We start from the raw sequence: 25,220 nt of genomic DNA, 5'->3' as shown, positions 1-25,220 counted from the left end.
GCTCACAATGACCAGGCAAACAGTCACCGATCCTACGAAGAAAAACACGAACCGCGTCGTCGCCGGCGTCTGCATCGCGTTCTTCGGCGGCATGATCGGCATGGCCTACGCCGCGGTGCCGCTCTACGCGATGTTCTGCCAGGCGACAGGCTACGGCGGCACCGTCAAACGGGCGACCCAGCAATATGCCGATCGGGTGCTCGATCGCGACATCACCATCCGCTTCGACGCCAACACCGCCGGCGTTCCCTGGCAATTCCAGCCGGTCGCCCGCTCGATCACCATCAAGATCGGCGAAACCGCCGAGGCGCATTTCAGCGCGACCAACAAATTCAGCCGTCCCATCACTGGACGCGCCACCTTCAACGTGCAGCCGGAACTGGCCGGACCTTACTTCAACAAGGTCGAGTGTTTCTGCTTCACCGACACGACGCTGAAGCCGGGCGAGACGCTGGACATGCCGGTCGTCTTCTATGTCGATCCCGACATCATCAACGCGCCGGAATTGAAGGATGTGACGACGATTACCCTGTCCTACACGATGTTCCCGGTCGACAAGACCAAGCCAGTCGCATCATCGGTGCCGGCCGACGGCCGCAGCAACAAGATTTCAGATACCGAAGCAAGCCTCGGGGGTTGATATGGCAGACGCACACGCAAAACCACAACATGACTACCACCTTGTCGACCCGAGCCCGTGGCCTTTCCTGGGCTCCGTCGGGGCGCTGGTGACCGCGTTCGGCGGCGTCTGTTACATGCAATATCTCAAGGGCGGCGATTTCCCGATCTTCGGTTTCAACATCGCTAATCCATGGTTGTTCTTCATCGGCCTGCTGATCGTCATCTACACGATGTTCGCCTGGTGGTCGGATACGATCAAGGAGGCGCATGAGGGACACCACACCCGTGTCGTGTCGCTGCATCTGCGCTACGGCATGATCATGTTCATCGCCTCCGAGGTGATGTTCTTCGTCGCCTGGTTCTGGGCCTTCTTCGACGCCAGCCTGTTTCCGGGCGAGGTCCATCAATACGCCCGTACCGCCTTCACCGGCGGCGTCTGGCCGCCCAAGGGCCTCGAGGTTCTCGACCCCTTCCATCTGCCGCTCTACAACACCTTCATCCTGCTTCTGTCGGGTACCACGGTGACCTGGGCGCACCACTCGCTCATCCACGGCGACCGCAAGGGCCTGATCAATGGCTTGGTGCTGACCGTCGGCCTCGGCATGCTGTTCACCATGGTGCAGGCCTACGAGTACATGCACGCGCCGTTCGGCTTCAGGGATTCGATCTACGGCGCCACCTTCTTCATGGCGACCGGCTTCCATGGTTTCCACGTCATCATCGGCACGATCTTCCTGCTGGTCTGCCTGATCCGCGCCATGAAGGGCGATTTCACGCCCAAGCAGCATTTCGGCTTCGAGGCCGCCGCCTGGTACTGGCACTTCGTCGACGTGGTGTGGCTGTTCCTGTTTGCCTCGATCTACGTCTGGGCATCGAACGGTGCGATGATCGAACCGCACTGAGATCGAACTGAGGAAATCGACAAGGCGGCTGCGGCGACGTGGCCGCCTTATCTTTTGCGGCAAATGCTCCTAGGATGACCTCATGAGCGACGACAAGGCGATCTGGCCACCAATCGATCCGATCTCGGCCGGCTTGCATGGCCGCTGCCCCCGCTGTGGCGAGGGCAAGCTGTTCTCCGGGTTCCTCACGGTCGGCAATCGCTGCTCCAATTGCGACCTCGATTATTCTTTCGCCGATGCCGGCGACGGGCCGGCGGTGTTCGCTATCCTGATCATCGGCTTTATCGTCGTCGGCCTGGCACTGTGGATGGAGGTGACGCTCAATCCGCCGCTCTGGCTGCATCTGCTGCTGTGGATTCCGCTGACGCTGGTGCTTTGCCTGACGGCGCTCAGGCTAATCAAGGGCGTGCTGCTGACGCTGCAATACCGCCACAAGGCGGCCGAGGGCCGGCTGGACCGCGGCGAATGAGCGAGGCATCAGGTTCGGTGGCCGGCCGGTCGCTGCCGAAGCGTGCAATGGCGCTCGGCCTGGGTATCGTCGTATTTTTGATCCTGCTGGCGCTCGGCACCTGGCAGGTTCAGCGCCTGCACTGGAAAGAGGGCCTTCTCCAGACGATAGACCAGCGCACGCATTCGGCGCCTGTGCCATTGGCCGAGCTCGAAAAGCGGTTTGCTGCCGCCGGCGACGTGGACTACACGCCGGTGATAGTGACCGGCACTTTCCTGCATCAAGACGAGCGGCATTTCCTCGCCACCTGGGAAGGCCAGTCCGGTTTCGACGTCTTCACGCCGCTACAGCTCGACGATGGCCGTTTCGTGCTGATCAACCGCGGCTTCGTGCCTTACGATTTCAAGGATCCAGCCAAGCGGCCGCAGGGGCAGGTAACGGGCAAAGTGACGGTGACGGGGCTCGCCCGCAACCCGCTGCCGGCCAAGCCCTCGATGATGCTTCCCGACAATGATCCGCAGAAGAATATCTTCTACTGGAAAGATCGTGACGCGATGGCCTCGAGCGCCGGCCTGCCGACAGGTGCGGCGCTGGTGCCGATCTTCATCGATGCGAACGCCACGCCCAACCCCGGCGGGCTGCCAGTTGGCGGTGTCACCGTCATCGACCTGCCGAACAGCCATCTGCAATATGCGATAACCTGGTACGGCCTTGCCGCCGCCCTTGCCGGCGTCCTGATCTCCTGGCTCCGCCGCCCGGCGAAAGACCAATGATCGCCGCCACTACCCTTGACAGGGCAGGGCCGCGCACCTCATTTCGCGCCTTGAGCTCAGAAGTCATAGTCCGATCAACCGGCCTACAATCAGCGTAAGATGCAATCATGCTTCACACAAAGCCGCCGCTGACCATCCGGCTCTGCCAGCCCCGCGGTTTCTGTGCGGGCGTTGACCGTGCCATCCAGATCGTCGTGCTGGCGCTGAAGAAATACGGCGCGCCGGTCTATGTCCGCCACGAGATCGTGCACAACCGCTACGTCGTCGAAGGGCTGCAAAGCCTCGGCGCGGTGTTCATCGAGGAGCTCTCCGAGATCCCGCCCGAGCATCGCCAGAGCCCGGTCGTCTTTTCGGCGCATGGCGTGCCGAAATCGGTGCCGGCCGACGCCCAGTCCCGCAACCTGTTCTATCTCGACGCGACTTGCCCGCTGGTTTCGAAAGTCCATAAGCAGGCGATGCGCCATCAGCGGCTTGGCCGCCACGTGCTCTTGATCGGCCATGCCGGGCATCCGGAGGTGATCGGCACAATGGGCCAGTTGCCGGACGGCGCGGTCACTCTGATCGAGACCGAGGCCGACGCCGCAAGCTTCGTGCCCGCAGACCCGCAAGCGCTCGGCTTCGTCACCCAGACGACGCTGTCGGTCGAGGACACCGCCGGTATCATCCGCGCCCTGCAGCAGCGTTTTCCCGAGCTGCACGCGCCGGCGGCGGAATCGATCTGTTATGCCACCACCAATCGCCAGGAAGCGGTCAAGGAAACAGCGGCCGGCGCCGATCTCTTCCTGGTTGTCGGCGCACCCAACTCCTCCAACTCGCGGCGCCTGGTCGAAGTGGCCGAGCGCGCCGGCGCCTCGATGTCGCTTCTCGTGCAGCGCGCCTCCGAAATTCCGTGGAATGAGATTGCCGGCATTTCGACGCTCGGCCTGTCGGCGGGCGCCTCGGCGCCGGAGATCATCGTCGACGAGATCGTCGATGCGTTCAGGCAGCGCTTCGACGTGACCATCGAGCTGGCCGTGACGGCGACGGAGACGGAGGACTTTCCGGTGATGCGGGTGTTGCGCGATGTCGAACTGACGGCTGCCGACATGGCCTTCGTCAACGGGGCCGCGTAGCAACGATGGCGGTCTACACCGACGTCAACGAGGGCGAGCTCGGCGCATTCCTCAGGAACTATCCGGTCGGCGACCTGTTGTCCTACAAGGGCATCGCCGAAGGCACCGAAAACTCGAATTTTCTGCTGCACACCAGCAGCGGCTCCTACATACTGACGCTTTACGAGAAGCGCGTCGACAAGGCTGACCTGCCGTTCTTTCTCGGCCTCATGGCCCACCTCGCCAGAAAGGGCATTTCGTGCCCGCTCCCGGTCACCGCACATGATGGCGGTGTGATCGGAACACTTGCCGGCCGGCCGGCGGTCATCATCACCTTTCTCGAAGGCCTGTCGCTGCGGCGGCCGACGGCTGCGCATTGCGGCGAGGTCGGCAAGGCGCTGGCGGCACTGCATCTCGCCGGCGCGGATTTTCCGATGACCCGCCCCAACGCCCTTGCCATCGATGGCTGGCGCAAGCTGTGGAATGCCGCCCGCGCCCGCGCCGACGAGGTCGAGCCGGGACTGGCGGCCGAGGTCGATGCCGATTTCACCGATTTCGAGCGGAACTGGCCGAACGGTCTGCCGCAAGGCATCATCCATGCCGATCTTTTCCCGGACAATGTGTTCTTCCTCGGCGAGAAACTGTCCGGGCTGATCGACTTCTATTTCGCCTGCAACGACCTCTACGCCTATGACGTTGCCACGTGCCTGAACGCCTGGTGCTTCGAGAAGGATTTTTCCTTCAATCTGACCAAGGGCACGGCGCTGCTTGCCGGCTACCAAAGCGTGCGGCCGTTGAGCAGTGACGAGAAAGCTGCGCTGCCGATGCTGGCGCGCGGCTCGGCGCTGCGCTTCATGCTGACCCGGCTCTACGACTGGCTGACGGTCCCGGACGGCGGGCTGGTGATGAAACGCGACCCGACCGAGTATATCCGCCGGATGCGCTTCCACCGGGCGATCAACTCTCCTTCCGAATATGGACTGACATGACCAAGCGCGTTGAAATCTTCACCGATGGTGCCTGTTCGGGCAATCCCGGGCCTGGCGGCTGGGGCGCAATCCTGCGCTTCAACGGCGCAATCAAGGAGCTCCATGGTGGCGAGGCTCTGACCACCAACAACCGTATGGAACTGTTGGCGGCCATCTCGGCGCTCAATGCGCTCAAGGAGCCTTGCGTCGTCGACCTTTATACCGACAGCAATTACGTCAAGGACGGCATTTTCGGCTGGATCGATGGCTGGAAACGCAACGGCTGGAAAACCGCTGCCCGACAGCCGGTGAAGAATGCCGAGCTGTGGCAGCAGCTCGACGCTGCGCGCAACCGCCACCAGGTCACCTGGCATTGGGTCAAGGGCCATGCCGGCCATCCTGAGAACGAGCGCGCCGACGAATTGGCGCGGCTCGGCATGGCGCCATTCAAGACGAAGTCGGCGAAACCCGTGCTCGCGTCCGTGCCGCCGAAGGAAGGCACCCAGTCCAGGCAATCGGCGGCCAAGAAGGTTCGGCGCTCGACCCAGAGTTATTGATCCGGTTGAACTGGCGTGTCAGCGGATCAGAAGGGCGGTGCCGAACAGTCCGATGGCAAACACCGTATGCGACACAAGATTGAGGGCGCGGACCTGCATCGGATTGGGCCGCTTCGAAGCGGCCCAGCCGGCGCCCATGCCGGGCGCCAGCAGAAACCACCCGGCGCCGACGGTGACGATGCCGAGCATAAAAGCCGGCAGGAAGGTCGGCGCGGTGAGCCAGGCCGTTCCGGCCAGCACGACCAGTATGACGCCGTAGACGATGCCGACAGCATAATGAAAGGCCCAGCCAAGTACTGATTCATGCGGGTAGGGCGAGGCCTCGCCAATGTCGTCATGGAAGACCTTGCCTTCCCTGAGATGCCAGACCCAGCGGCCGACCAGCCCCCAGTTCGGCCGCGGTTGAGCAAACACCTTGCTCAGGAAAATCGCCCAGACATCCATAAGCGCGGTTGCGCCGATGCCGATCGCGACGCTGCGCCACAAGATGTCGGACATAATCGAGGTCCCCAAAAGCAAGCAGTCCCGAAGGGCCGACACATGGCCCCGAAAACCGGGTCGGCTTTCGGAAGAATCATGCGCCGATGCAAAAGTCAGCGTCCTTTGGACGCTGAGCGCTCGAAGGCGCCCGCCGCCGTCCCAGGCCTATGCTGTCGCCAGGACGGAAAGCTGTCCGAGAATGTGAGCCGCACCGGACTCGTCGACGCCGGGCTTTGTCTCGACATTGAGTGCGGTGACCTTGCCGTCATCGACGATCATCGAAAAACGCCTTGAGCGCAGCCCCATGCCGCCGCTGGAGAGGTCGGCGTCGAGGCCGACCGATTTGGCGAAATCGCCATTGCCATCGGCAAGATAAAGGATTTTGCCTTCACCGCCGCTGAAGCGGGCCCAAGCCCCCATGACGTGAACATCGTTGACCGAGACAACGGCGATAGTGTCGACGCCGCGCGCCAGGATGGCGTCGTAATTATCCAGGTAGCCGGGCAGATGATTGTTGCTGCAGGTCGGCGTGAAAGCGCCTGGAACGCCAAACAGCACGACCGTCTTTCCTGAGAATATCTCGCCCGTCGTGATCGGCTTTGCACCGTCGGCGGTCATTGTCTTGAAGGTCGCATCGGGCAGTTTGTCGCCAACGGAGATCGTCATGATGGTCCTCGCTTGGAAATGGAAGGGAGTGTCCTTGCGATAGCGAATTAAGGCGCGCCCGGCAACCGTCCAGACGTTGGCATCACGGGAATGGCAACAGGCCTTCGACCGCGCCTGCGGCGCTTGTCAGTGTGTAGTGCAGGCCGCCATCGGTTGGCGTTGTCGACGGCCTGTCGAGGATCGGCACAGTAAAGATCAGCTTGCCATCCTTTTCGCTGCGTGCCGGGGCACCGAACATGTAGTCGCGTTCGCCGGCAACGAAGAAGTCGGCGCCCTCGGGGCTGCCCGGAAAGCTCGCTTCGACAATCAGCGTTTCGTGGTCGCCCGGCAGTACGTTTATGCCGAAATCGGGCGTTGCCGTGGCGGGCAGGGTTGCAAGGCCCGCCTTGACCAGTGCCGCATCCTCGGCGTTGTCGGGATCGGCGCCGGGATCGACGGTCAGCCTTGTCTGCACCGGGATGCAGATGGTTTCGCAAATGCCGAGGAAGATGTCCGCATCGATGACGGCCGGCTGGCCGGGCGCGGCAAGCGTGAACGTCACCGGCAACGAAACCGGGTGGTCGTAGCCGGCCCATTTGCCATAGCCGTCGTCATGGCGCTGCGGCGGCGGAAACGAAAGCGTCGCGTCGGCAATGTTGGTGCTGGCCGAGACGTCGATCTGTGGCGGCACGCCCGCATCACCCGGATCGCGCCAATAGGTCTTCCAGCCGGGCTTCAGCGCAATGTCGAGGACGCCCTGGAGACGCCCGGCCTCGTCGGCCTTGCCGCTCGTCACCAGCCGCACCCTGCCGCCTTCGCTATTGTACCAGGCCGATGAGGAGGCTGAGGCGGGGAGGCCGGTCGCCGATCCAATGGCCACGCTAAGCAGCAGGATTTTCAAGCTTTGCATGGCGATGATTTGATCGTCTGTTGATGGCCACACAATGATTTCATGACGCCGCCGGCATCATATTTGCGTGACCTTCGGCTTTTGAGCCTAATCAAATCGGGCGCCGCCCATCTTTTCGACGCCCCGGAAACGCGTTACGCTGTGGCCATGGATTTGTTGCGCCATAAAAGGACGGCCGCAGGACCCGGCTTTCTCGACGATCAGTTCCTGATTGCCATGCCCGGCATGAAGGACGACCGCTTCACACGCTCCGTCATCTACATTTGCGCGCACAGCGACGAAGGCGCGATGGGGCTGATCATCAACCAGACGCAGCAGATGCTGTTTCCGGACCTGCTCGTGCAACTCGGAATCATGAACGAGCTGGAGGCAATTCGCCTGCCGCCGCCGGCGCGCGACTTCGTCGTGCGCAATGGCGGACCGGTGGATCGCAGCCGCGGCTTCGTTCTGCATTCGGGCGACTACCGGGTGGAATCCTCGCTCGCCGTGTCCGACGATGTCTGTCTGACCGCGACCGTCGACATATTGCGCGCCATCTCCTCCGGCCGCGGACCCCGGCGGGCGCTGATGGCGCTCGGCTATGCCGGCTGGGGTGCGGGCCAGCTTGAAAATGAGATCGTCGAGAATGGCTGGCTGACTTGCCCGGCAAGTGCCGAGCTTCTGTTCGACGCCGACATCGATCGCAAATATGACCGGATCCTCGCCTCGATCGGCATCGATCTTGCGCATCTCAGCCTGGCTGCCGGTCACGCCTGAACCTCATTACGTCCTGAAACTTGTCACGCTTGGGTCAACGGATACTGTTCCTTCAGCGTCTTCAGCACCTGGTCGCCCGGCATCGGCGCGCCGAACATGAAGCTCTGCACGTATTCGCAGCCCATCTGCCGCAACTCCAGCGCATCGCTCTCGTCCGAAATGCCTTCGGCGACAACCGACAGGCCGAGTTCATGCGCCATGTTGACCATGGATTTGAGCAGCACCGCACGTTTCGGCGTCGCGTCGTCGACGAAGCTCTTGTCGATCTTGATAGTGTCGAACGGAAAGCGCGTCAGATAGGCCAGCGATGAATAGCCGGTGCCGAAATCATCCAGCGACAGGCCGATGCCAAGCTGCTTCAGCTTGGTCAGCACATGGGCGGTCTGCTCGGGATTGTCCATCACCAGCGATTCGGTGAGTTCGAGCCGGAAGCAGCGCGGTTTCAGGTTGGCTCGCGCGATGACCGAGCGGACGTCACTGACCAGGTCGCGGCGGATGAGCTGACGGCTGGACAGATTGACCGAGACCGACAGCGGCGCATCGCCGATCTGCTTTTGCCATCCCGCCAGGTCTTCGGCAGCCTGCTGCATGGCGAACAGCCCAAGCTGCACGATCAGGCCGCAGTTTTCGGCGACCGGAATGAAATCCGCCGGCGGGATCATGCCGCGCCGCGGATGGTCCCAGCGCAGCAGCGCTTCGAAGCCTGCGACGCTGCCGTCCTCCAGCCGCACGATCGGCTGGTAGGCAAGCGTGAATTCGCGTCGTTCGATGGCGCGGCGCAGGTCGGACTCGAACTGCAGCCGGTCGGTGCCGACGGTGCGGAAGGCGGGACGGAACGGCTCGATCCGGTCGCCGCCGAAGCGCTTGGCCTGATGCATGGCAAGCTCGGCATCCTTGACCATGTCCTCGGCCGAGGTCTGCGTGGCGGTCCAGGTGATCAGCCCGATCGAGGCCGTCAGCACGATCTCGCGCTTGGCGAAGGTGATCGGGTTGTTGATGGCGTGCTTGATGGCATCGGCAATGGCCGCGATGCGGGCCGGATCCTGCTCCGACAAAAGCATCAGCGCGAACTGGTCGCCGGCAAAGCGCGACAGCGAATCCTTCGGCTTGAGCAGTCGGTGCAGCCGCCGCGCGATAGTCAAAAGGATGGTATCGCCGGCCGAGATGCCGAGCCCGTCATTGACCTGCTTGAACCGGTCTATGTCGATGACGAAGGCAGTCGGGCGCACCTTCTCTTCGGTGCGGGCAATCGAAATGATCGCCTCCAGCCGGTTCATGAACAGCTCGCGGTTGGGCAGGCCGGTCAGATTATCGTGCACGGCGTCATGTAGCAGCCGTTCCTCGGATTTCTTCTGCTCCGTCACGTCGACCATGGTGCCGACGCAGCGGATGACCTCGCCGTCCGAGCCGATCACCGGCCGGGCGCGCAACGAAAACCAGTGATAGTGCCCGTCGGCGCCGCGCAGGCGGAAGTTTTGCGACACCCGGCCGCGCCGGTGCTCGAGCACCACGTCGAGCGTCGTGCGAAACGTGTCGCGGTCGTCGGCATGCAGCACCGGCAGCCAGTTGCGGGCAGGGCCGCCGAGGCTGTTGGGGGCAAGACCGAGCTGAATGCTGACGTCGGGACGAGTGACGACGCGGTCGCGCAGCACGTCCCAGTCCCACACAGTATCGCCCGATCCGGCAACCGCCAGCGCCTGCCGCTCAAGGTCGGAGAACAGGCCCTGATGCAGCGCGCCGCCGGCAAAAGCGTGCTGCATCACGGTGAAGCCGATCAGCAGGATGATGAGGATCAGCCCACCGCCCAGCGCCGGCTGAGCGATATCGTTGTCCAGCATGCCGGTGATTGCCATCCACGATCCGCATAGCCACAGCAGAACCATCACCCAACTGGGCACCAGCATGATGGCGCGGTCGTAACCGCGGATACCGAGGAAGATGATCAGGCCGAGCCCGGTTAGCGCGGTGGCGGCGAAGGACAGCCTGGCAATGCCGGCGGCAACCGCCGGATCGATGATGGCGACACCGGCGATCAGCACCAGCCCGAGAATCCAGACCAGTGCGCCGTAGCTGAAATGGCCGTGCCACCGGTTGAGGTTGAGATAGGCAAACAGGAACACCACGAAGGTCGCCGCAAGCGCCACCTCCGTTCCGGCGCGCCACATCTGCTCATTGCCCGGGGAGATTTCTATGATCTTGTTGAGAAAGCCGAAATCGACGCAGATATAGGCAAGCACCGCCCAGGCTAGGGCCGCCGTTGCTGGGAACATCGAGGTCCCCTTGACGACGAAAAGAATGGTCAGGAACAGCGCCAGCAGGCCGGCGATGCCGATGACGATGCCACGAAACAGCGTGTAGGAATTGACCGAGTCCTTGTAGGATTCAGGATCCCACAGATAGACCTGCGGCAGCTTGGGCGAGGCGAGCTCGGCGATGAAGGTAATCACCGTTCCCGGGTTCAGTGTGACCCGGAACACGTCGGCGTCGGGGCTGGTCTGGCGGTCGAGCGCAAAGCCTTCGCTGGGCGTGATCGCAGCGATACGGGTCGAGCCGAGATCCGGCCAGAACAGGCCGGAATTCACCAGCCGGAAATGCGGTGCGACAATCAGCCTGTCGAGCTGCTGGTCGGTGGTATTAGCGAGCGCGAACACCGCCCAGTCACCGGTCGAGCGCGCATCATTTGCCTCGACCTCGATGCGCCGCACGATGCCGTCCGGGCCTGGCGCGGTCGACACCTGAAAATTCTCGCCCTGGTTCCGGTAGATCAAGACGGCGCCCGAAAGATCGAGCGCAACGTCGTCGCGGGCGATCTTGATCGGTTCTACGGCAAACGCCGAGGATGCCGCGCAGAGCGTGACGATTGCCGCCAGCATAAAGGCAAGCAGCGACCCGTTGCGCAGAAAATTCGTCAAAATCAGCCCTTTGTTCCAACGCCCGGCGGATCGTCCGCGATTCGGGCGTATAGGTAATGGTCCTGCCAGATGCCGTTGATCCTGAGATAGGATCGTAGCAGTCCTTCGCGCCGGAATCCGGCTTTTTCAAGCACGCGGATCGACCGGGCGTTATCGGGGATACAGGCAGCTTCGATCCGGTGCAATCGCAGCGTTTCGAAGGCGAAACGCGTCACCACTTTGACGGCATCGGTCATCAGGCCGCGTCCGCTGAAGCGCTCGCCGATCCAGTAGCCGATATGGCCGCTTTGGGCGACCCCGTGGCGGATATTGCCGAGGGTGATACCGCCGGCCAGCTTGCCGCTGCTTTTCTCGAAGATGAAGAAGGCGATCGCCGTCCCCTGCGCGTAGTCCTCGCGGTAGCGGCCGATACGGTGCCGCCACGCCGTGCGGTCGAGTTCGTCAGGCGTCCATCGCGGCTCCCACGGCTCGAGGAAGGCGCGGCTTTCACTGCGCAGCACCGACCACTCGCGATAGTCGTTGGTCAGCGGTACGCGCAGCGTGACAAGCTCGCCCTTCAGTGCCGGCAGGTCGCGGCGAAAGAAAGGGAGCGCGAACACGACGCTCGAATAGGCTTAGACGGCAAGCTTACGGGCAGTGGTCTGCGTGCCCGAAAGCGAATCGAGGATGGCCTCATAGGGCGCGAGCGTACCCACCGGCCCGACGGCTGTAAGCGTCGGCTTGGTCGAAAAAAGCCGGGACGACAGATCCGTCAGCCGCTCGACAGTCAACGCCGCCAGCCGCTCCATCAGCTCTTCCTTGGCGATCGGCCTGCCGAACAGAAGCAACTGCCTGGCGATCTGCGAGGCGCGGCTGGCCGGGCTCTCGGCCGACATGATCAGCCCGGCGCGGTATTGGGCACGCGCCCGGTCAAGCTCCTCCTGCAGGATGTTTTCACCGGCCTTTTGCAACTCGTCGATGATCACAGGCACCAGCTCGGCAATATCGCTTTGTCCGGTCGCCGCGTGGACCCCGAAGACGCCCGTGTCGGAAAAACCCCAATGGAAGGCATAGACCGAATAGCACAGGCCGCGTTTTTCGCGGACTTCCTGGAAAAGTCGCGACGACATGCCGCCGCCCAGGATCATCGACAGGACCTGGGAGGCATAGAAATCGCGGACGTGATAGGCGCGGCCCTCGAAACCCAGCACGATCTGCGCGTCCATCAGGTCGCGGTCCTCGCGAAAATCGCCGCCGACATATTGCGCATATTGCGGGACGGTGCCGTCGGCCTTGCCGCGGAAGCTGCCGAGACGCTTTTCGACCTCCCGCACGAAATCGTCGTGCTTGATATCGCCGGCCGCCACCATCACCATGTTCTCGGCGCCGTACTGTCGTTCGATGAAGTCGTGCAGCTGCTTCGAAGTGAAGGATTTGACGGTTTCCGGCGTGCCAAGAATCGAGCGGCCGATAGTCTGGTGGCGGAAGGCGGTCTCGGTAAAGTGATCGAAAACGACGTCGTCGGGCGTATCGTGCGCGGCGCCGATCTCCTGCAGAATCACATGCTGCTCTCGTTCCAACTCCTGCGGATCGAATTCGGATTCCTGCAGGATGTCGGAAAGGATATCGACGGCCAGCGGCACGTCGTCGCTCAGAACCCTTGCATAATAGGAAGTCGTCTCGACGCTGGTGGCGGCATTGATCTCGCCGCCGACGTCCTCGATCTCCGAGGCAATCTCGAAGGCGCTTCGCCGCCTAGTGCCCTTGAAAGCCATGTGCTCGAGCAAGTGCGCCATTCCGTGCTCTTCGTCACGCTCGTTGCGTGCGCCCGACTTGACCCAGGCGCCAAGGGCAACAGATTCGAGGCTTGGAAGGGTTTCGGTGGCGACTGTCAGGCCGTTCGACAGACGGCTTACCTCAACACCCATATGGCAATTACTCCCTAACGCGCCGCCCGCGTGTGGCGGCCGAGATAATCTTCCACCATTTTCAGGTCGGATGGAAGTACCGTGTATTTTTCCTCGGCGCTCATCAACCCGCCTAGCCATGCAGGCAGGGCAGGCGACACGCCGCTGGCGGCTTCGACGGCGGCGGGAAACTTTGCCGGGTGCGCAGTGCCCAGCACCACCATCGGCACCTCACCCGCAGCCTTGCCGGCGGCCACATGCACGGCCGCGGCCGTATGCGGGTCGAGCAGATAGCCGCTCGCCGCAAGTGTGGTGCGGATGGTGGCGGCGACCTCGTCCATGGTGGCGCGGCCGGCGTCGAATTCGGAGCGGATCTTGGCGATTTCGCCGGCCTCGATGGTGAAGGCGCCGGACTGCTTGAGCCCGTTCATGTAGCGCCGCACGGTCGAGGCATCGCGGCCGGACGCTTCGAACAGCAAGCGTTCGAAGTTCGAAGACACCTGGATGTCCATCGAGGGCGACGTGGTCGAAAAGACCCCCTTCATGCGGTATTCGCCGGTCGCCAGCGTGCGCGCCAGAATATCGTTGTCGTTGGTGGCGATGATCAGCCGTTCGATCGGCAGCCCCATCTTCTTGGCGGCATAGCCGGCGAAGATGTCGCCGAAATTGCCGGTCGGCACGGTGAAGGAAACCGGCCTGTCGGGCGCGCCGAGCGACAGGCCGGACGAGAAATAATAGACGATCTGGGCCATGATGCGGGCCCAGTTGATCGAGTTGACGCCGGACAGCGATACCCGGTCGCGAAAACCGTGGTCGTTGAACATGGCCTTTACCAGGCCCTGGCAGTCGTCGAAATTGCCTTCGATCGCCAACGCATGGACGTTTGCGGCGGTCGAGGTCGTCATCTGCCGCTGCTGTACCGGCGAGACGCGGCCGTGCGGGAAAAGCACGAAGATGTCGGTGCGGTTGCGCCCGGCAAAGGCATCGATGGCGGCCCCTCCGGTGTCGCCGGAGGTGGCACCGACAATGGTGGCGCGCTGGTCGCGCTCGGCCAGCACATGGTCCATCAGCCGCGCAAGAAGCTGCATCGCCACGTCCTTGAACGCGAGCGTCGGGCCGTGGAACAGCTCCAGCACGAAGCTGTTCGGCCCGGTCTGCACCAGCGGGCAGACGGCCTCATGGCGGAAGGTCGCATAGGCTTCGCGCACCAGCCGTTCGAACACTGGCGCCGCGATCTCGCCGCCGAGGAACGGCGACAGCACACGGATGGCAAGATCGGGATAGGCAAGGCCGCGCATGGCGCGGATCTCGGCTGCGGAAAAATGCGGCCAGGCGCTCGGCAGGTAGAGCCCGCCGTCGCGCGCCAGTCCGGCCAGCACCGCGTCGGAAAATCCAAGCGCGGGCGCTTCCCCGCGGGTACTCACATATTGCATCGTCACGTTTCCATTGCTGCCGGGAATTTTCGCCCGCCGCGAGGTGGTGGATTTCTGCGCAGGCTCAGTCGCATTTTTGCCGCGCGGTTGATATACGTCACCGGCTTTGCGAGAGGGAAGTGCAGTTCATGGCGTTTCATTCATTCAACGGTCGTTTTGTCGCGGGTCTGGCGCTCGCCGGCTTTATGCTTGCCGCCGCAGGTTGCCAATCGAGCGACAATGGAATTCTCGGCTTCGGCAAAAAGGATACAACACCGCCACCGCCACCCGATCCCAAGGTGCTTTCCAGCCAGCTGCAGGCCTATTGCCCGAAAGTGACGTTGCGGGACGGCACCGCCTTCTTCAATACCTACGCCAAGAGCGGTCCGAAGCCGAAGAAAAAAACCGATGTTGCCGCCGAGGAAGCCGCCCAGCCGGCAGCGGACGCGGCTGGCGCCGATCAGCCGGACGATTCCGCCAAGATCATCTATCAGGCCTCGATCACCGATGTGACCCGCGACTGCAGCCGCGCCAACGGCTCCTTGTCGATGAAGATAGCCGTCGCCGGCAAGGTCGTGCCTGGCCCGATGTTCACCCCCGGGACCATCACCATGCCGATCCGCATCGCGGTGATGCACGGCACCGAAGTTCTCTATTCGCAGCTTCACTCCTATCAGGTCCAGGTTACTGATCCTTCGAGTGCCACGCAGTTCGTCTTCACCGATTCCAACGTCGTCGTTCCGGAGCCGACGGCGAAGGACTACCAGGCGTATGCCGGGTATGACGAGGGCGCTCCGAAAGTAGCGACAGACAAGCCGAGGAAGAAGAAAGCCGCCGCGACCAACTAAGCCGCTGCATTCGCGCCACGGCGGTTGGAGGCGGCCTCTCAGGCGTCCGCCGACCATTCCGACAGCGCGGCGATCACGCTTTTCAGTTCCGCCCAGCGGCGGATGACCGTTTCCGCGCCGGCCTCGGTCAGCGCATCGGCGTGGCCGGGATAGCTGTGCGCCGCGCCGGTGAAGCCGATGACGCGCATTCCCGCCGTCTTGGCGCCGGTGACGCCATGCACCGAATCCTCGATGACAAAGGTGTTCGCAGGATCGGCCTTGAGCTTTTCCGCGGCGAACCGAAACACGTCCGGCGCCGGCTTGGATTTCCCGGTCGGGGTTTCCAGCGAGGAAAAGATACGGCCGGCAAAGAACGGCAAAAGCTGCACCTTCTCCAGCATGAATTCGATTCGCTCCGAACGCGAATTCGAACAGACGCAGCGCGGCACTGCTACCGCGGCGACAGCCTCGTGCGCCCCGTCGATGGCACGCACGTCGCTGCGCAGCCGACGATCGACCAGCTGTTCCTCCTTGTCGATCAGCGAGGCCTGGAACGGGATCCGGGACTTTTCCTCGACCCGCATCATGATGTCCTTGAAAGTCAACCCGGCATAGACCTCGGAAATCTCCTCGGCCGATATCTCGTAGCCGGCCGAGGTCAACAGCTCGGCATCGATCCGCGCGGCGATGATTTCGGAATCGACGAGCACGCCGTCGCAATCGAAGATGACAAGGTCTGGCTGAGGCATGGTGATCCGGAAAGCGGGATGAGGGGAATGCCGAGGCCCTTTGGTCCAAACGGCTCAGGCGGCGCGGCATACACCAACAGGCCGTGCTTCGCAAATTCGGCGGGCTGCTTCACTGAATATTTACGCTGATCGGTAACCATAACGGACAGTAAACAGTAACGCGTGCCTTGGGTGTCACAATGTCTGCCGTGCGTCTTCTCGACGAGCTTTCCGATGCTCCCCAGCAATCCGAGTGGCTGGATACGATCCTGAAGGGCGACTGCGTCGCCGCGCTCGAACGGCTGCCGGAAAAGTCGATCGACGTGATCTTCGCCGATCCGCCCTATAATTTGCAGCTCGATGGCGATCTGCACCGGCCCGACCAATCCAAGGTCGATGCCGTCGACGACCATTGGGACCAGTTCGACAGTTTTGAGGCCTACGACGCCTTCACCCGCGCCTGGCTGCTGGCGGCGCGCCGTGTGTTGAAGCCCAACGGCACGATCTGGGTTATCGGCTCCTACCACAATATTTTCAGGGTCGGGGCAAAGATGCAGGACCTGGGCTTCTGGATCCTCAACGACGTCGTCTGGCGCAAGACCAATCCAATGCCCAATTTCCGTGGCCGCCGTTTCCAGAACGCGCATGAGACGATGATCTGGGCATCGCGCGACCAGAAGGGCAAGGGCTACACTTTCAACTACGAGGCGCTGAAGGCATCGAACGACGACGTCCAGATGCGCTCGGACTGGCTGTTTCCGATCTGCACCGGCGGCGAGCGCCTGAAGAACGACAATGGTGACAAATTGCATCCGACGCAGAAGCCGGAAGCGTTGCTTGCCCGCATCATGACGGCATCGACCAGGCCGGGCGACATCGTGCTCGACCCGTTCTTCGGTTCAGGAACCACCGGGGCTGTGGCCAAGCGGCTTGGCCGCCACTTCGTCGGCATCGAGCGCGAACAAACCTATATCGATGCCGCCATGGAACGTATCGATGCGGTCCGGCCGCTGGAAGGCGCCAACTTGACGGTACTGACCGGCAAGCGGGCTGAGCCGCGCGTCGCATTCGTCACGCTTCTCGACAATGGCTTGGTGGCGCCAGGCGCCACGCTCTACGACGCCAAGAAGCGCTGGGCGGCAAAAGTGCGCGCCGACGGCACGCTGGCCATCGGCGACAGTGCCGGGTCGATCCACAAGATCGGCGCCGAGGTGCAGGGGCTGGACGCCTGCAACGGATGGACCTTCTGGCATTATGAGCGCAGCGGCGGCCTGACCCCGATCGACGAGCTTCGCCGCATTGCTCGGCTAGGCATGGAGCGGGCGGGCGCCTGACGGCTTCCGAGTTGCGACAGATCGGTTAATGCGAAGGCTCAACCAACTCCTGGAACCGATTCAAATCACACTTTGATCCCAAGACGCTCAAGGTCCGCCCTGAGCGTCCTTGCATCGGTGAACAGCACCGACTGCCAGCCCGCCGCCTTGGCGCCGTCGACGTTCTTCTGGCTGTCGTCGATGAACAGCGTCGCTGACGGTTCGAGGCTGAACGCGGCGACGTGGTGGTCATAGATGGCGCGATCCGGCTTGATCTGGCGGATGTCGCCGGAAACGGTGACGCCGCGCGGCCGATTGAGGAAATCGAAGCGCTCGCGGGCCTCGGCGAGCGTATCCGCAGCGAAATTGGTGAGCATCGTCACGTCATGGCCGCTGTCGATCAGGCCGATCATGATGGCGACGCTGTCCTCATAGGCGTGAGGCACCATCTCGTGCCAGTGCCGGCGGAAATTGCGGATATTTTCGGCGTGCTCGGGATATTGCGCGATCGCCAGCGCTTCGGCCTCTTCCCAACTGCGGCCGCGATCCTGCTCGATGTTCCAATCATGCGTGCAGACATTGTCGAAGAACCATTTCCGTTCGTCGGGATCGGGGATCAAGCGACTGAAGGGCAGGTCCGGATCATAGTGGATCAGCACTTTGCCGATGTCGAAAACGATGTGGCGGATTTCAGTCATTCTTCTCTCTTTCAACGCGGCCGCTGCTTTTTCGTCGCGCCCGGTATCGCCGCTTCGATTACCTTTTTCATGACGCTCGGCAGCGCTTCCCCGGAAATTTCATGCGCCAGCGACCAGAAATGCCCGGCCGGGGCGACGCTGTCGGTGTCCGCCTTGAACACGTAGAGTTCAAGCGCAAAATGAGTAAAGACATGGCCGATGCGTCCGGCCCGCCGCCAGTCGCCGGGGAACGGGGCTGCCGCTTCCGTGGTGGCGCCGTCTATGCGCGCCGTCCAGCCGGTCGTCGGCACCTCAGTCATGCCGCCGAGCAGGCCCTTTTCGACGCGCTTTCGCAAAAGCACGGCGCCGTCGCCCCTGACGGCAACGAAGGCGGCACCGCGGCGTAGGGGTCTTTCGGCCTTGGGCAGGCGGACCGGAAAGCGTTCGGGGTCGCCCGAGATTGTGGCGCTGCAATCCTCGCGAACGGGGCACAGCATGCAGCGGGGCCGGCGCGGCGTGCAGATCGTCGCGCCCAGGTCCATCATCGCCTGCGCGAAGTCGCCGGGCCTTGTCGGGGGAACCATGCGTTCGACCTGGCCGCGTATCTCGCCCTTGGCTTCGCCCAGCGGCGTGGCGATCGAAAACAGCCGTGAGACGACCCGTTCGACATTGCCGTCGACGACCGCGGCTGGTCGGTCGAAGGCGATCGCTCCGATCGCCGCCGCCGTATAGGCGCCGATGCCGGGCAGTTCCTTCAAGCCGGACTCGCTGTCCGGAAAGCGGCCGCCTTGCCGCGCGACGAGATCGGCACAGGCTTTGAGGTTACGGGCGCGGGAATAATAGCCGAGCCCGGCCCAGGCCTTCATGACGTCTTCGGTCGGTGCCGCCGCCAGCGCCTGGACCGTTGGCCATTTCTGCACGAACGCCCGGAAATAGGATTTTACCGCCTCGACCGTGGTTTGCTGCAGCATCACCTCGGAAAGCCAGACCAGATAGGGATCGGGCCGCGCCCCGCCCGCCAGCGTGCGCGGCGAAACGCGCCAGGGCAGGTCGCGGTGATGCGCGTCGTACCAGCCAAGCAGCCGGGAGGCGATCTCGACATTGTCTCCGGATACGGCCTTGCGGGTCTGGTCGTGCAGTGCCATTGATCGAGGGTCGGCCCTAATCCATTGGTGCTGAAGCTGGAGAACGCACATGGCAGGGAAAAGGCCCTTCGGCAATCCCGTTCCGGTGAGCGATCTCGCAACCGAGATCCTCGACCCAGTGCTGCGCAAGCGGGCCGGTATGTCGATCGGACTGGTCCAGTCATGGGAAGAAATTGCCGGGCCGCGGCTTGCCGGCCGCTCGCGCCCGGAAAAGATCCAGTGGCCGCGCCGCATGCACGAGGACGATCCTTTCGAACCGGCGGTGCTGGTGATTGCCTGCGAGGGTGTGGCGGCGCTGCATCTGCAGCACGAGACCGGCGAGATCATCAACCGGGTCAATGCCTTCCTCGGTTTCAATGCGATAGGTCGCATCAGGATCGTGCAGAAGCCGGTAATGGCGGGCAACGACAAGCCGAAACCCAGTTTGCGGCCATTGACTGCGGCCGAGAAAGCGAAGCTGTCGGGCACCGTTGGTTTGATCGAGGACGGCGGGCTGCGCGCCTCGCTGGAGCGGCTTGGCGCCACCATTCTCGGTCAAAAGAAACCGTGATCTCGCGCTATCGTGATGGTATGCCCGGATTTGGCGATTGGAATGGGGGCGGTAATGCCTTAATTCGCGCCAACTCTCGCTTTTTGTAGACTTTGCATTGCAAAATCCAACTATTGCCAGGTGATTCGTATGATCCGTTCCTTGTCCCGCAGAAACCTTTTGACTTCGCTGGCCGCAATACCAGCGGTGGCGCTGCTTGCCGCCTGCAGCGACTCGGGCGAGAAAGCCGAGGCGCAGGATGTGAAGCCTGCGGCTCCGGAACCTGCGAAGCCGGCCGCTCCGGCCGCCGCGGCGGCGCCGGAGGCTCAGGGCACGGTCGATATGGCGGCGCTGCTGAAGCCCGGCGCATTGCCCGACATGCAGCTCGGCAAGGACGATGCAAAGGTCACCATCGTCGAATATGCATCGATGACCTGCCCGCATTGCGCGCATTTCGCCGAGACCACTTTTCCGGAGCTGAAGACGAAATATATCGACACCGGCAAGGCCCGTTACATACTGCGCGAGTTTCCGTTCGATCCCAGCGCCGAGGCCGGTTTCATGCTGGCGCGCTGCTCCAAGGACAACTATTTCCCGATGGTCGACGTACTGTTCAGGCAGCAGGCGAACTGGGTTGGTGTGAACAATACCAAGGACGCACTGCTGCAAATCGCCAAGCTTGCCGGTTTTACACAGGAGTCCTTCGAGGCCTGCTTGACGGACCAGAAACTTCTGGACGATGTGAGATCCGTCCAGAAGCGCGGCGCCGACGAATTCAAGGTCGATTCCACACCGACCTTTTTCATCAACGGAAAGACCTACAAAGGGGCGATGTCGATTGCGGAAATGTCGGCCATCATCGACCCTCTGCTCTGACGTTTCGGCAGCGCCGAAGCGGCGTAGCTTCGGCGTGCGCACTTCTTTGTCTTGCCGCGGGTTCTCTTTGCAAAACCGCGGCACAGTTTTGCGAAACTTGGCTATGGGCCGGCGCGAATGAAGTTCTCGCGCCTTCGCCTCCTCGGCTTCAAATCCTTCGTCGAACCCGGCGAGTTCGTCATCGAACGCGGCCTGACCGGCATCGTCGGGCCGAACGGCTGCGGCAAGTCGAACCTGGTCGAGGCGCTGCGCTGGGTCATGGGCGAAAGCTCCTACAAGAACATGCGTGCGTCCGGCATGGACGACGTCATCTTTTCCGGCTCGGGAACGCGTCCGGCCCGCAACACCGCCGAAGTCACGCTGTTCCTCGACAATAGCGACCGCACCGCGCCGTCCGCCTTCAACGACGCCGACGAGTTGCAGGTCTCGCGCCGCATCGAGCGCGAGGCCGGCTCGCTCTACCGCATCAACGGCAAGGAGGCTCGCGCCAAGGACGTTCAGCTGCTGTTCGCCGACCAGTCGACCGGCGCCCGCTCGCCCTCGATGGTCGGCCAGGGCCGCATCGGCGAGCTGATCCAGGCAAAGCCGCAGGCGCGCCGCGCGCTGCTGGAAGAGGCGGCCGGAATTTCCGGCCTGCATACGCGCCGCCACGAAGCCGAGCTGCGGCTGAAGGCGGCGGAACAGAACCTCGAAAGGCTGGACGACGTCGTCGGCGAGCTGGAAAGCCAGATCGAAAGCCTGAAACGCCAGGCCCGCCAGGCCTCGCGCTTCAAGAACCTGTCGGCCGACATCCGCAAGGCCGAAGCGACGCTGCTGCATCTGCGCTGGACGCTGGCCAAGACGCAGGAAGGCGAAGCGCGTTCGGCGCTGGCGATTGCCACCGCGCTGGTCGGTGACCGTGCCGCCGCCCAGATGGCTGCCGCCAGGGAACAAGGCATCAACGCCCACCGGCTGCCGGACCTGCGCGATGCGGAAGCCGCTGCCGCCGCCGCCTTCCAGCGTCTATCGATCGCCAAGGCGCAGATCGAGGAAGAGGCAGGCCGCATCCGCGCCCGCCAGGCTGAGCTCGACCGCCGACTGCAACAGCTCGATGGCGACCTTGCCCGCGAGGAGCGCATGGTCCGCGACAATGCGGATATCCTCGAACGCCTCGCCGCCGAAGAAGCCGCGCTCAACGCCGAAAACGCCGGCGCCGCCGAGCGCGAGGCCAGCACCCGCGCGGCTTTCGAGCAGGCGGCATCGACGCTTGCCTCGAGCGAGGCCAGGCTCACCGCGCTGACCGCCGAACGGGCGGAGGCTGCCGCCTCGCGCAACCAGATCGAACGGACGCTGCGCGACACCGCTGAGCGCCGCGACCGCTTTGCCCGCCAGCTTGCCGATGTCGACCGCGAACTGTCGGAGATCGTCTCCAGGGTCGCCGGCCTGCCCGATCCCGCCGAGAAGCGGCTGCTGGTCGATCAGGCGCTGACGCTGCTCGAAGAGGCTGAGGCAGCCGCCATTGCCGCCGAACAGGCGGTCGCCGAGGCGCGTGCAGGCGAAAGTGCTGCCCGCCCACCGGTTCAGGACGCAAAGGCCGAGCTGGCGCGGATCGAAACCGAGGCCCGCACGCTGGCCAAGATCCTCAACGCCGCCAGCGGCGATCTATTTCCCTCGGTGCTGGAGCAGATCAGCGTCGAGCGTGGCTACGAGACGGCGCTGGGTGCCGCGCTTGGCGAAGATCTCGACGTGCCGCTCGACCGCAGTGCGCCGGTACATTGGGGCCAGAGCGAAATCCAGCCTGCCGACGCCGCATTGCCCGAAGGCATAAGGAGCCTCGCCAGCGTTGTGCGTGCGCCGGCACAGCTGGCCCGCAGGCTGGCCCAGATCGGCATTGTCGAAGCCGCCGACGGAAGACGGCTGCAGACGCTGCTTGCTCCCGGTCAACGGCTGGTCAGCCGCGAAGGCGCGCTCTGGCGTTGGGACGGCTTCACCGCCAGCGCCGATGCCCCGACCGCCGCCGCGCAGCGGCTGGCGCAGAAAAACCGGTTGGCCGAGCTCGATGCCGAAGCAGTCCATGCCACGCGCACCCTGCGCGAAGCTGAACAAGCCCTTGCCCAGGCCGAACAGGCGCTTGCCCAGGCGAGCGATGCCGAACGCAACGCCCGACAGGCCGGGCGCGACGCCCAGCACTGGCTCGACGCTGCCCGCAACACGCTGGCCGAGGCCGAAAAAGCCGGCGGCGAGCTGTCGAGCCGGCGTGCAGCACTTGACGAGGCGCGCGCACGCATTGTCGACAGCCATGAGGAAACGGCGGCGGCATTCGTCGAGGCGGAAATGCTGCTGCAGGACGCGCCCGATCTCGGCGATCTGCAATTGCAGCTCGAGCAGTCGGCCGCCAACGTCGCCCGCGACCGCGCCGCCCTTGCCGATGCGCGTGCCGTTCACGAGGGCCTGAGGCGGGAAGCCGAGGCACGTGCGCGTCGGCTCGACGCCATCGGCGTTGAACGGCGCAACTGGGTCGAGCGCGCCGAAAACGCCTCGACGCAGATCGCGGCGCTCGGCGAACGCAAGGCAGAGGCCGAGGCCGAGCGCGAGCAACTGGCCGACGCCCCCGACGAGATTGACGCCAAGCGGCGCGCCCTGCTGTCGCAGCTCGCCGAGGCCGAAAGCCTGCGCAAGGCAGCGGGCGACCGCTTGCAGGAAGCGGAGAACCGGCAGTCCGAGCTGGACAAGGCTGCGACTGCTGCCATCCAGTCGCTGGCCGAGGCGCGCGAATCCCGCGTTCGCGCCGAAGAGCGGCTGACCGCCGCCGACGAGCGTCGGCTGGAAGTCGAGGCGCGCATCCAGGAAACGCTGAACACGCCGCCGCATCTGGTGATCCGCCACACCGGCCTCGAATCCGACAGCCCGATGCCCGAAATGGCCGAGATCGAGCGTCAGCTCGACCGGCTGAAGGTCGAACGCGAACGGCTCGGTGCCGTCAATTTGCGCGCCGAGGAGGAGCAGAAGGAACTGTCGGACCGGCTGGAGACCATCGTCTCCGAGCGCGACGACATCATCGAGGCGATCCGCAAGCTGCGGCAGGCGATCCATAGCCTGAACCGCGAAGGCCGCGAGCGGCTGCTCGCCGCCTTCGAGGTGGTCAACGGCCATTTTCAACGGCTGTTTTCGCATCTGTTCGGTGGCGGCACCGCCGAGCTGCAACTGATCGAGTCCGACGATCCGCTCGAAGCGGGGCTCGAGATCCTGGCGCGCCCGCCCGGCAAGAAGCCGCAGACGATGACGCTGCTGTCCGGCGGCGAGCAGGCGTTGACGGCGATGTCGCTGATCTTCGCCGTGTTCCTGACCAACCCGGCGCCGATCTGCGTGCTCGACGAAGTCGACGCGCCGCTCGACGACCACAATGTCGAGCGTTTCTGCAATCTGATGGACGAAATGGCCGCAACCACCGAAACGCGCTTCGTCATCATCACACACAACCCGATCACCATGGCGCGCATGGACCGGCTGTTTGGGGTGACCATGGCCGAGCAAGGCGTCAGCCAACTGGTGTCGGTTGACCTGCAGGCGGCCGAAGCCATGCGCGAGGCAAGCTGACGCATCAGCTTAATGGTGGTCTCCACCTCGGCTTTCGACTATAGCACGACAAAATGGGCCGGATCTGCCGCTCCAGATACCGGCCCGGCTATGCGCGTGGAGAAGCTTGTTGCCTATACTTGTCACCGGAGCCGCGGGGTTCATTGGCAGCCACGTTTGCCACCATCTGCTCGACCGGGGAGAAGCGGTCGTCGGCGTCGACAACATGAACGACTATTACGACCTGGCGCTCAAAAAGGGGCGGCTTGCCCGCCTTCTGCCCCACAAGGATTTTTCGTTCCACCAGATCGATATTGCCGAACAGGGCGCGCTTACAGCCGCTTTGGCCGGGCAAGGCATCGTTAGGATCGTGCACCTTGCCGCGCAGGCGGGCGTGCGCCACTCACTCGACAATCCGCGGCTCTATATCCGCTCCAATGTCATGGGCCACCTCGAAGTGCTCGAATTCTGTCGCGCCGAACCGGCATTCGAGCATCTGGTCTATGCCTCGTCGAGCTCGGTGTATGGCGGCAACCGCAGCGTGCCGTTCAGCGAAGCCGATCCGGTCGACAAGCCCGTTTCGCTTTACGCTGCCACCAAGAAAACCGATGAGTTGATGAGCCACACCTACGCCCATCTGTTCGGCATACCGCAGACCGGCCTGCGGTTTTTCACGGTCTACGGTCCCTGGGGCCGTCCCGACATGGCCTATTGGATGTTCACCCAGGCGATGCTCGAGGGCAAGCCGATCCGGGTCTTCAACAATGGCGAAATGTGGCGCGATTTCACCTACATAGACGATGTTGTGAAGGCGGTTGTCGCCGTGCTCGACAAGCCGCCGGCGGCTGACGTTCCGCCGAACAGGCTCTACAATGTCGGCAACAACCGGCCGGTGCGTCTGGGCGACTTCATCGACATTCTGGAAAGGCTGCTCGAGGTCAAGGCAATCCGCCACAACGAACCGATGCAGGCGAGCGACGTCGAGAAGACTTACGCCGACATGACCGCGCTGGAGCGGAATTTCGGTTTCAGGCCTAGCGTTTCGATAGAGGACGGGCTGAAGAAGTTTGTTGCCTGGTACCGGCCGTACTCGAAGCAGTGATTTGCAACGCTCGCCGTGACGCCTTCAAGCGTGACACCTGGAGTGGGGCGCAAGTCGGTCCGCAAAAGCATCATTTTGTCCTAACATCCTGTTAACCACATGCTTGC

Annotated in this window: 24 protein-coding genes; 14 read left to right on the top strand and 10 right to left on the bottom strand. The window is 63.4% G+C overall.

Annotated features, from left to right (window positions below; all coding sequences use genetic code 11):
- Positions 1-7 precede the first annotated feature (7 nt).
- From NKI97_RS11510 to rnhA, 7 genes are all read left to right on the top strand, one after another.
- Positions 8-640 (top strand): cytochrome c oxidase assembly protein, encoded by a 633-nt coding sequence (locus NKI97_RS11510; protein WP_352834128.1) that lies wholly within the window; start codon positions 8-10, stop codon positions 638-640.
- A gap of 1 nt (position 641) precedes the next feature.
- A complete protein-coding gene (locus NKI97_RS11505) occupies positions 642-1,523 on the top strand; it encodes a cytochrome c oxidase subunit 3 (RefSeq protein ID WP_352834125.1) in 882 nt (293 codons plus the stop codon).
- A gap of 82 nt (positions 1,524-1,605) precedes the next feature.
- Positions 1,606-1,992 (top strand): DUF983 domain-containing protein, encoded by a 387-nt coding sequence (locus NKI97_RS11500; RefSeq protein WP_352834123.1) that lies wholly within the window; start codon positions 1,606-1,608, stop codon positions 1,990-1,992.
- The gene (locus NKI97_RS11495; protein WP_352834120.1) at positions 1,989-2,744 is read left to right on the top strand and encodes an SURF1 family protein; all 756 of its coding nucleotides are present in this window, start codon (positions 1,989-1,991) and stop codon (positions 2,742-2,744) included. The genes NKI97_RS11500 and NKI97_RS11495 overlap by 4 nt, the downstream gene beginning before the upstream one ends.
- Before the next feature lie 107 nt (positions 2,745-2,851).
- Positions 2,852-3,856 (top strand): 4-hydroxy-3-methylbut-2-enyl diphosphate reductase, encoded by a 1,005-nt coding sequence (ispH, locus tag NKI97_RS11490; protein WP_254818458.1) that lies wholly within the window; start codon positions 2,852-2,854, stop codon positions 3,854-3,856.
- 5 nt (positions 3,857-3,861) lie between these two features.
- Positions 3,862-4,824: a homoserine kinase gene (locus NKI97_RS11485; protein WP_352743610.1), complete on the top strand. Its 963-nt coding sequence runs from the start codon at positions 3,862-3,864 to the stop codon at positions 4,822-4,824.
- A complete protein-coding gene (gene rnhA, locus NKI97_RS11480; RefSeq protein WP_352476676.1) occupies positions 4,821-5,360 on the top strand; it encodes a ribonuclease HI in 540 nt (179 codons plus the stop codon). The genes NKI97_RS11485 and rnhA overlap by 4 nt, the downstream gene beginning before the upstream one ends.
- Before the next feature lie 18 nt (positions 5,361-5,378).
- On the opposite strand, the gene NKI97_RS11475 is transcribed toward rnhA, so the two are convergent.
- The 3 genes from NKI97_RS11475 to NKI97_RS11465 form a co-directional block, all read right to left on the bottom strand.
- Positions 5,379-5,858, bottom strand: a complete 480-nt coding sequence (locus NKI97_RS11475; protein WP_352748716.1) for a DUF2938 domain-containing protein — start codon at positions 5,856-5,858, stop codon at positions 5,379-5,381.
- A gap of 147 nt (positions 5,859-6,005) precedes the next feature.
- Entirely contained in the window at positions 6,006-6,506 is a 501-nt protein-coding gene (locus NKI97_RS11470) for a peroxiredoxin (RefSeq protein ID WP_352589027.1), read from the bottom strand.
- Between the two features lie 82 nt (positions 6,507-6,588).
- Positions 6,589-7,395: a protein-disulfide reductase DsbD domain-containing protein gene (locus tag NKI97_RS11465; protein ID WP_352692186.1), complete on the bottom strand. Its 807-nt coding sequence runs from the start codon at positions 7,393-7,395 to the stop codon at positions 6,589-6,591.
- Between the two features lie 147 nt (positions 7,396-7,542).
- Here NKI97_RS11465 and NKI97_RS11460 point away from each other — a divergent pair, with 147 nt between their 5' ends.
- Positions 7,543-8,151: a YqgE/AlgH family protein gene (locus NKI97_RS11460; RefSeq protein WP_031211061.1), complete on the top strand. Its 609-nt coding sequence runs from the start codon at positions 7,543-7,545 to the stop codon at positions 8,149-8,151.
- A 23-nt stretch (positions 8,152-8,174) separates the two neighbouring features.
- On the opposite strand, the gene NKI97_RS11455 is transcribed toward NKI97_RS11460, so the two are convergent.
- Genes NKI97_RS11455 through thrC form a run of 4 tightly spaced genes read right to left on the bottom strand, consistent with a single transcriptional unit; the run spans position 8,175 to position 14,382 of the window.
- A complete protein-coding gene (locus NKI97_RS11455; RefSeq protein ID WP_352834117.1) occupies positions 8,175-11,063 on the bottom strand; it encodes an EAL domain-containing protein in 2,889 nt (962 codons plus the stop codon).
- A 2-nt stretch (positions 11,064-11,065) separates the two neighbouring features.
- Positions 11,066-11,662 carry a GNAT family N-acetyltransferase gene (locus NKI97_RS11450; RefSeq protein WP_352449873.1) on the bottom strand — a complete coding sequence of 199 codons (597 nt, stop codon included), beginning with the start codon at positions 11,660-11,662 and terminating at the stop codon, positions 11,066-11,068.
- Positions 11,663-11,677: 15 nt separating this feature from the next.
- Positions 11,678-12,970, bottom strand: coding sequence for a M16 family metallopeptidase (locus tag NKI97_RS11445; protein ID WP_352449872.1), 1,293 nt, complete (start codon positions 12,968-12,970; stop codon positions 11,678-11,680).
- A 14-nt stretch (positions 12,971-12,984) separates the two neighbouring features.
- Positions 12,985-14,382, bottom strand: coding sequence for a threonine synthase (gene thrC / locus NKI97_RS11440; protein WP_352834114.1), 1,398 nt, complete (start codon positions 14,380-14,382; stop codon positions 12,985-12,987).
- A 128-nt stretch (positions 14,383-14,510) separates the two neighbouring features.
- Between thrC and NKI97_RS11435 the strand changes: the two genes are divergently transcribed.
- Positions 14,511-15,209 carry a hypothetical protein gene (locus NKI97_RS11435; protein WP_023674152.1) on the top strand — a complete coding sequence of 233 codons (699 nt, stop codon included), beginning with the start codon at positions 14,511-14,513 and terminating at the stop codon, positions 15,207-15,209.
- Positions 15,210-15,247: 38 nt separating this feature from the next.
- Here the strand turns inward: NKI97_RS11435 and NKI97_RS11430 are convergent, their stop codons facing one another.
- Positions 15,248-15,937 (bottom strand): HAD family hydrolase, encoded by a 690-nt coding sequence (locus NKI97_RS11430; protein ID WP_023674153.1) that lies wholly within the window; start codon positions 15,935-15,937, stop codon positions 15,248-15,250.
- 179 nt (positions 15,938-16,116) lie between these two features.
- On the opposite strand from NKI97_RS11430, the gene NKI97_RS11425 reads away from it, so the two are divergent.
- On the top strand, positions 16,117-17,250 hold the full coding sequence (locus NKI97_RS11425) for a site-specific DNA-methyltransferase (RefSeq protein WP_352621675.1): 1,134 nt from the start codon (positions 16,117-16,119) through the stop codon (positions 17,248-17,250).
- Positions 17,251-17,315: 65 nt separating this feature from the next.
- Here the strand turns inward: NKI97_RS11425 and NKI97_RS11420 are convergent, their stop codons facing one another.
- Complete coding sequence (locus tag NKI97_RS11420) at positions 17,316-17,927, bottom strand: HAD family hydrolase (protein ID WP_352449869.1); 612 nt, start codon at positions 17,925-17,927, stop codon at positions 17,316-17,318.
- An 11-nt stretch (positions 17,928-17,938) separates the two neighbouring features.
- Complete coding sequence (gene mutY / locus NKI97_RS11415) at positions 17,939-19,051, bottom strand: A/G-specific adenine glycosylase (protein WP_352834111.1); 1,113 nt, start codon at positions 19,049-19,051, stop codon at positions 17,939-17,941.
- A gap of 49 nt (positions 19,052-19,100) precedes the next feature.
- On the opposite strand from mutY, the gene NKI97_RS11410 reads away from it, so the two are divergent.
- The 4 genes from NKI97_RS11410 (at position 19,101) to NKI97_RS11395 (ending at position 25,113) form a co-directional block, all read left to right on the top strand.
- The gene (locus NKI97_RS11410) at positions 19,101-19,601 is read left to right on the top strand and encodes a DUF721 domain-containing protein (protein WP_352834108.1); all 501 of its coding nucleotides are present in this window, start codon (positions 19,101-19,103) and stop codon (positions 19,599-19,601) included.
- A gap of 129 nt (positions 19,602-19,730) precedes the next feature.
- The gene (locus NKI97_RS11405) at positions 19,731-20,456 is read left to right on the top strand and encodes a DsbA family protein (RefSeq protein WP_023674158.1); all 726 of its coding nucleotides are present in this window, start codon (positions 19,731-19,733) and stop codon (positions 20,454-20,456) included.
- Positions 20,457-20,573: 117 nt separating this feature from the next.
- Positions 20,574-24,032: a chromosome segregation protein SMC gene (gene smc / locus NKI97_RS11400; RefSeq protein ID WP_352834105.1), complete on the top strand. Its 3,459-nt coding sequence runs from the start codon at positions 20,574-20,576 to the stop codon at positions 24,030-24,032.
- A 109-nt stretch (positions 24,033-24,141) separates the two neighbouring features.
- Entirely contained in the window at positions 24,142-25,113 is a 972-nt protein-coding gene (locus tag NKI97_RS11395; protein WP_352449865.1) for an NAD-dependent epimerase/dehydratase family protein, read from the top strand.
- The last annotated feature ends 107 nt before the right edge of the window (positions 25,114-25,220 follow it).

Source organism: Mesorhizobium sp. M0296 (assembly GCF_040321675.1).
Lineage (GTDB): Bacteria > Pseudomonadota > Alphaproteobacteria > Rhizobiales > Rhizobiaceae > Mesorhizobium.
Note: the sequence above shows the minus strand (reverse complement) of the source record. Positions and strands in the feature narration are given on the sequence as shown.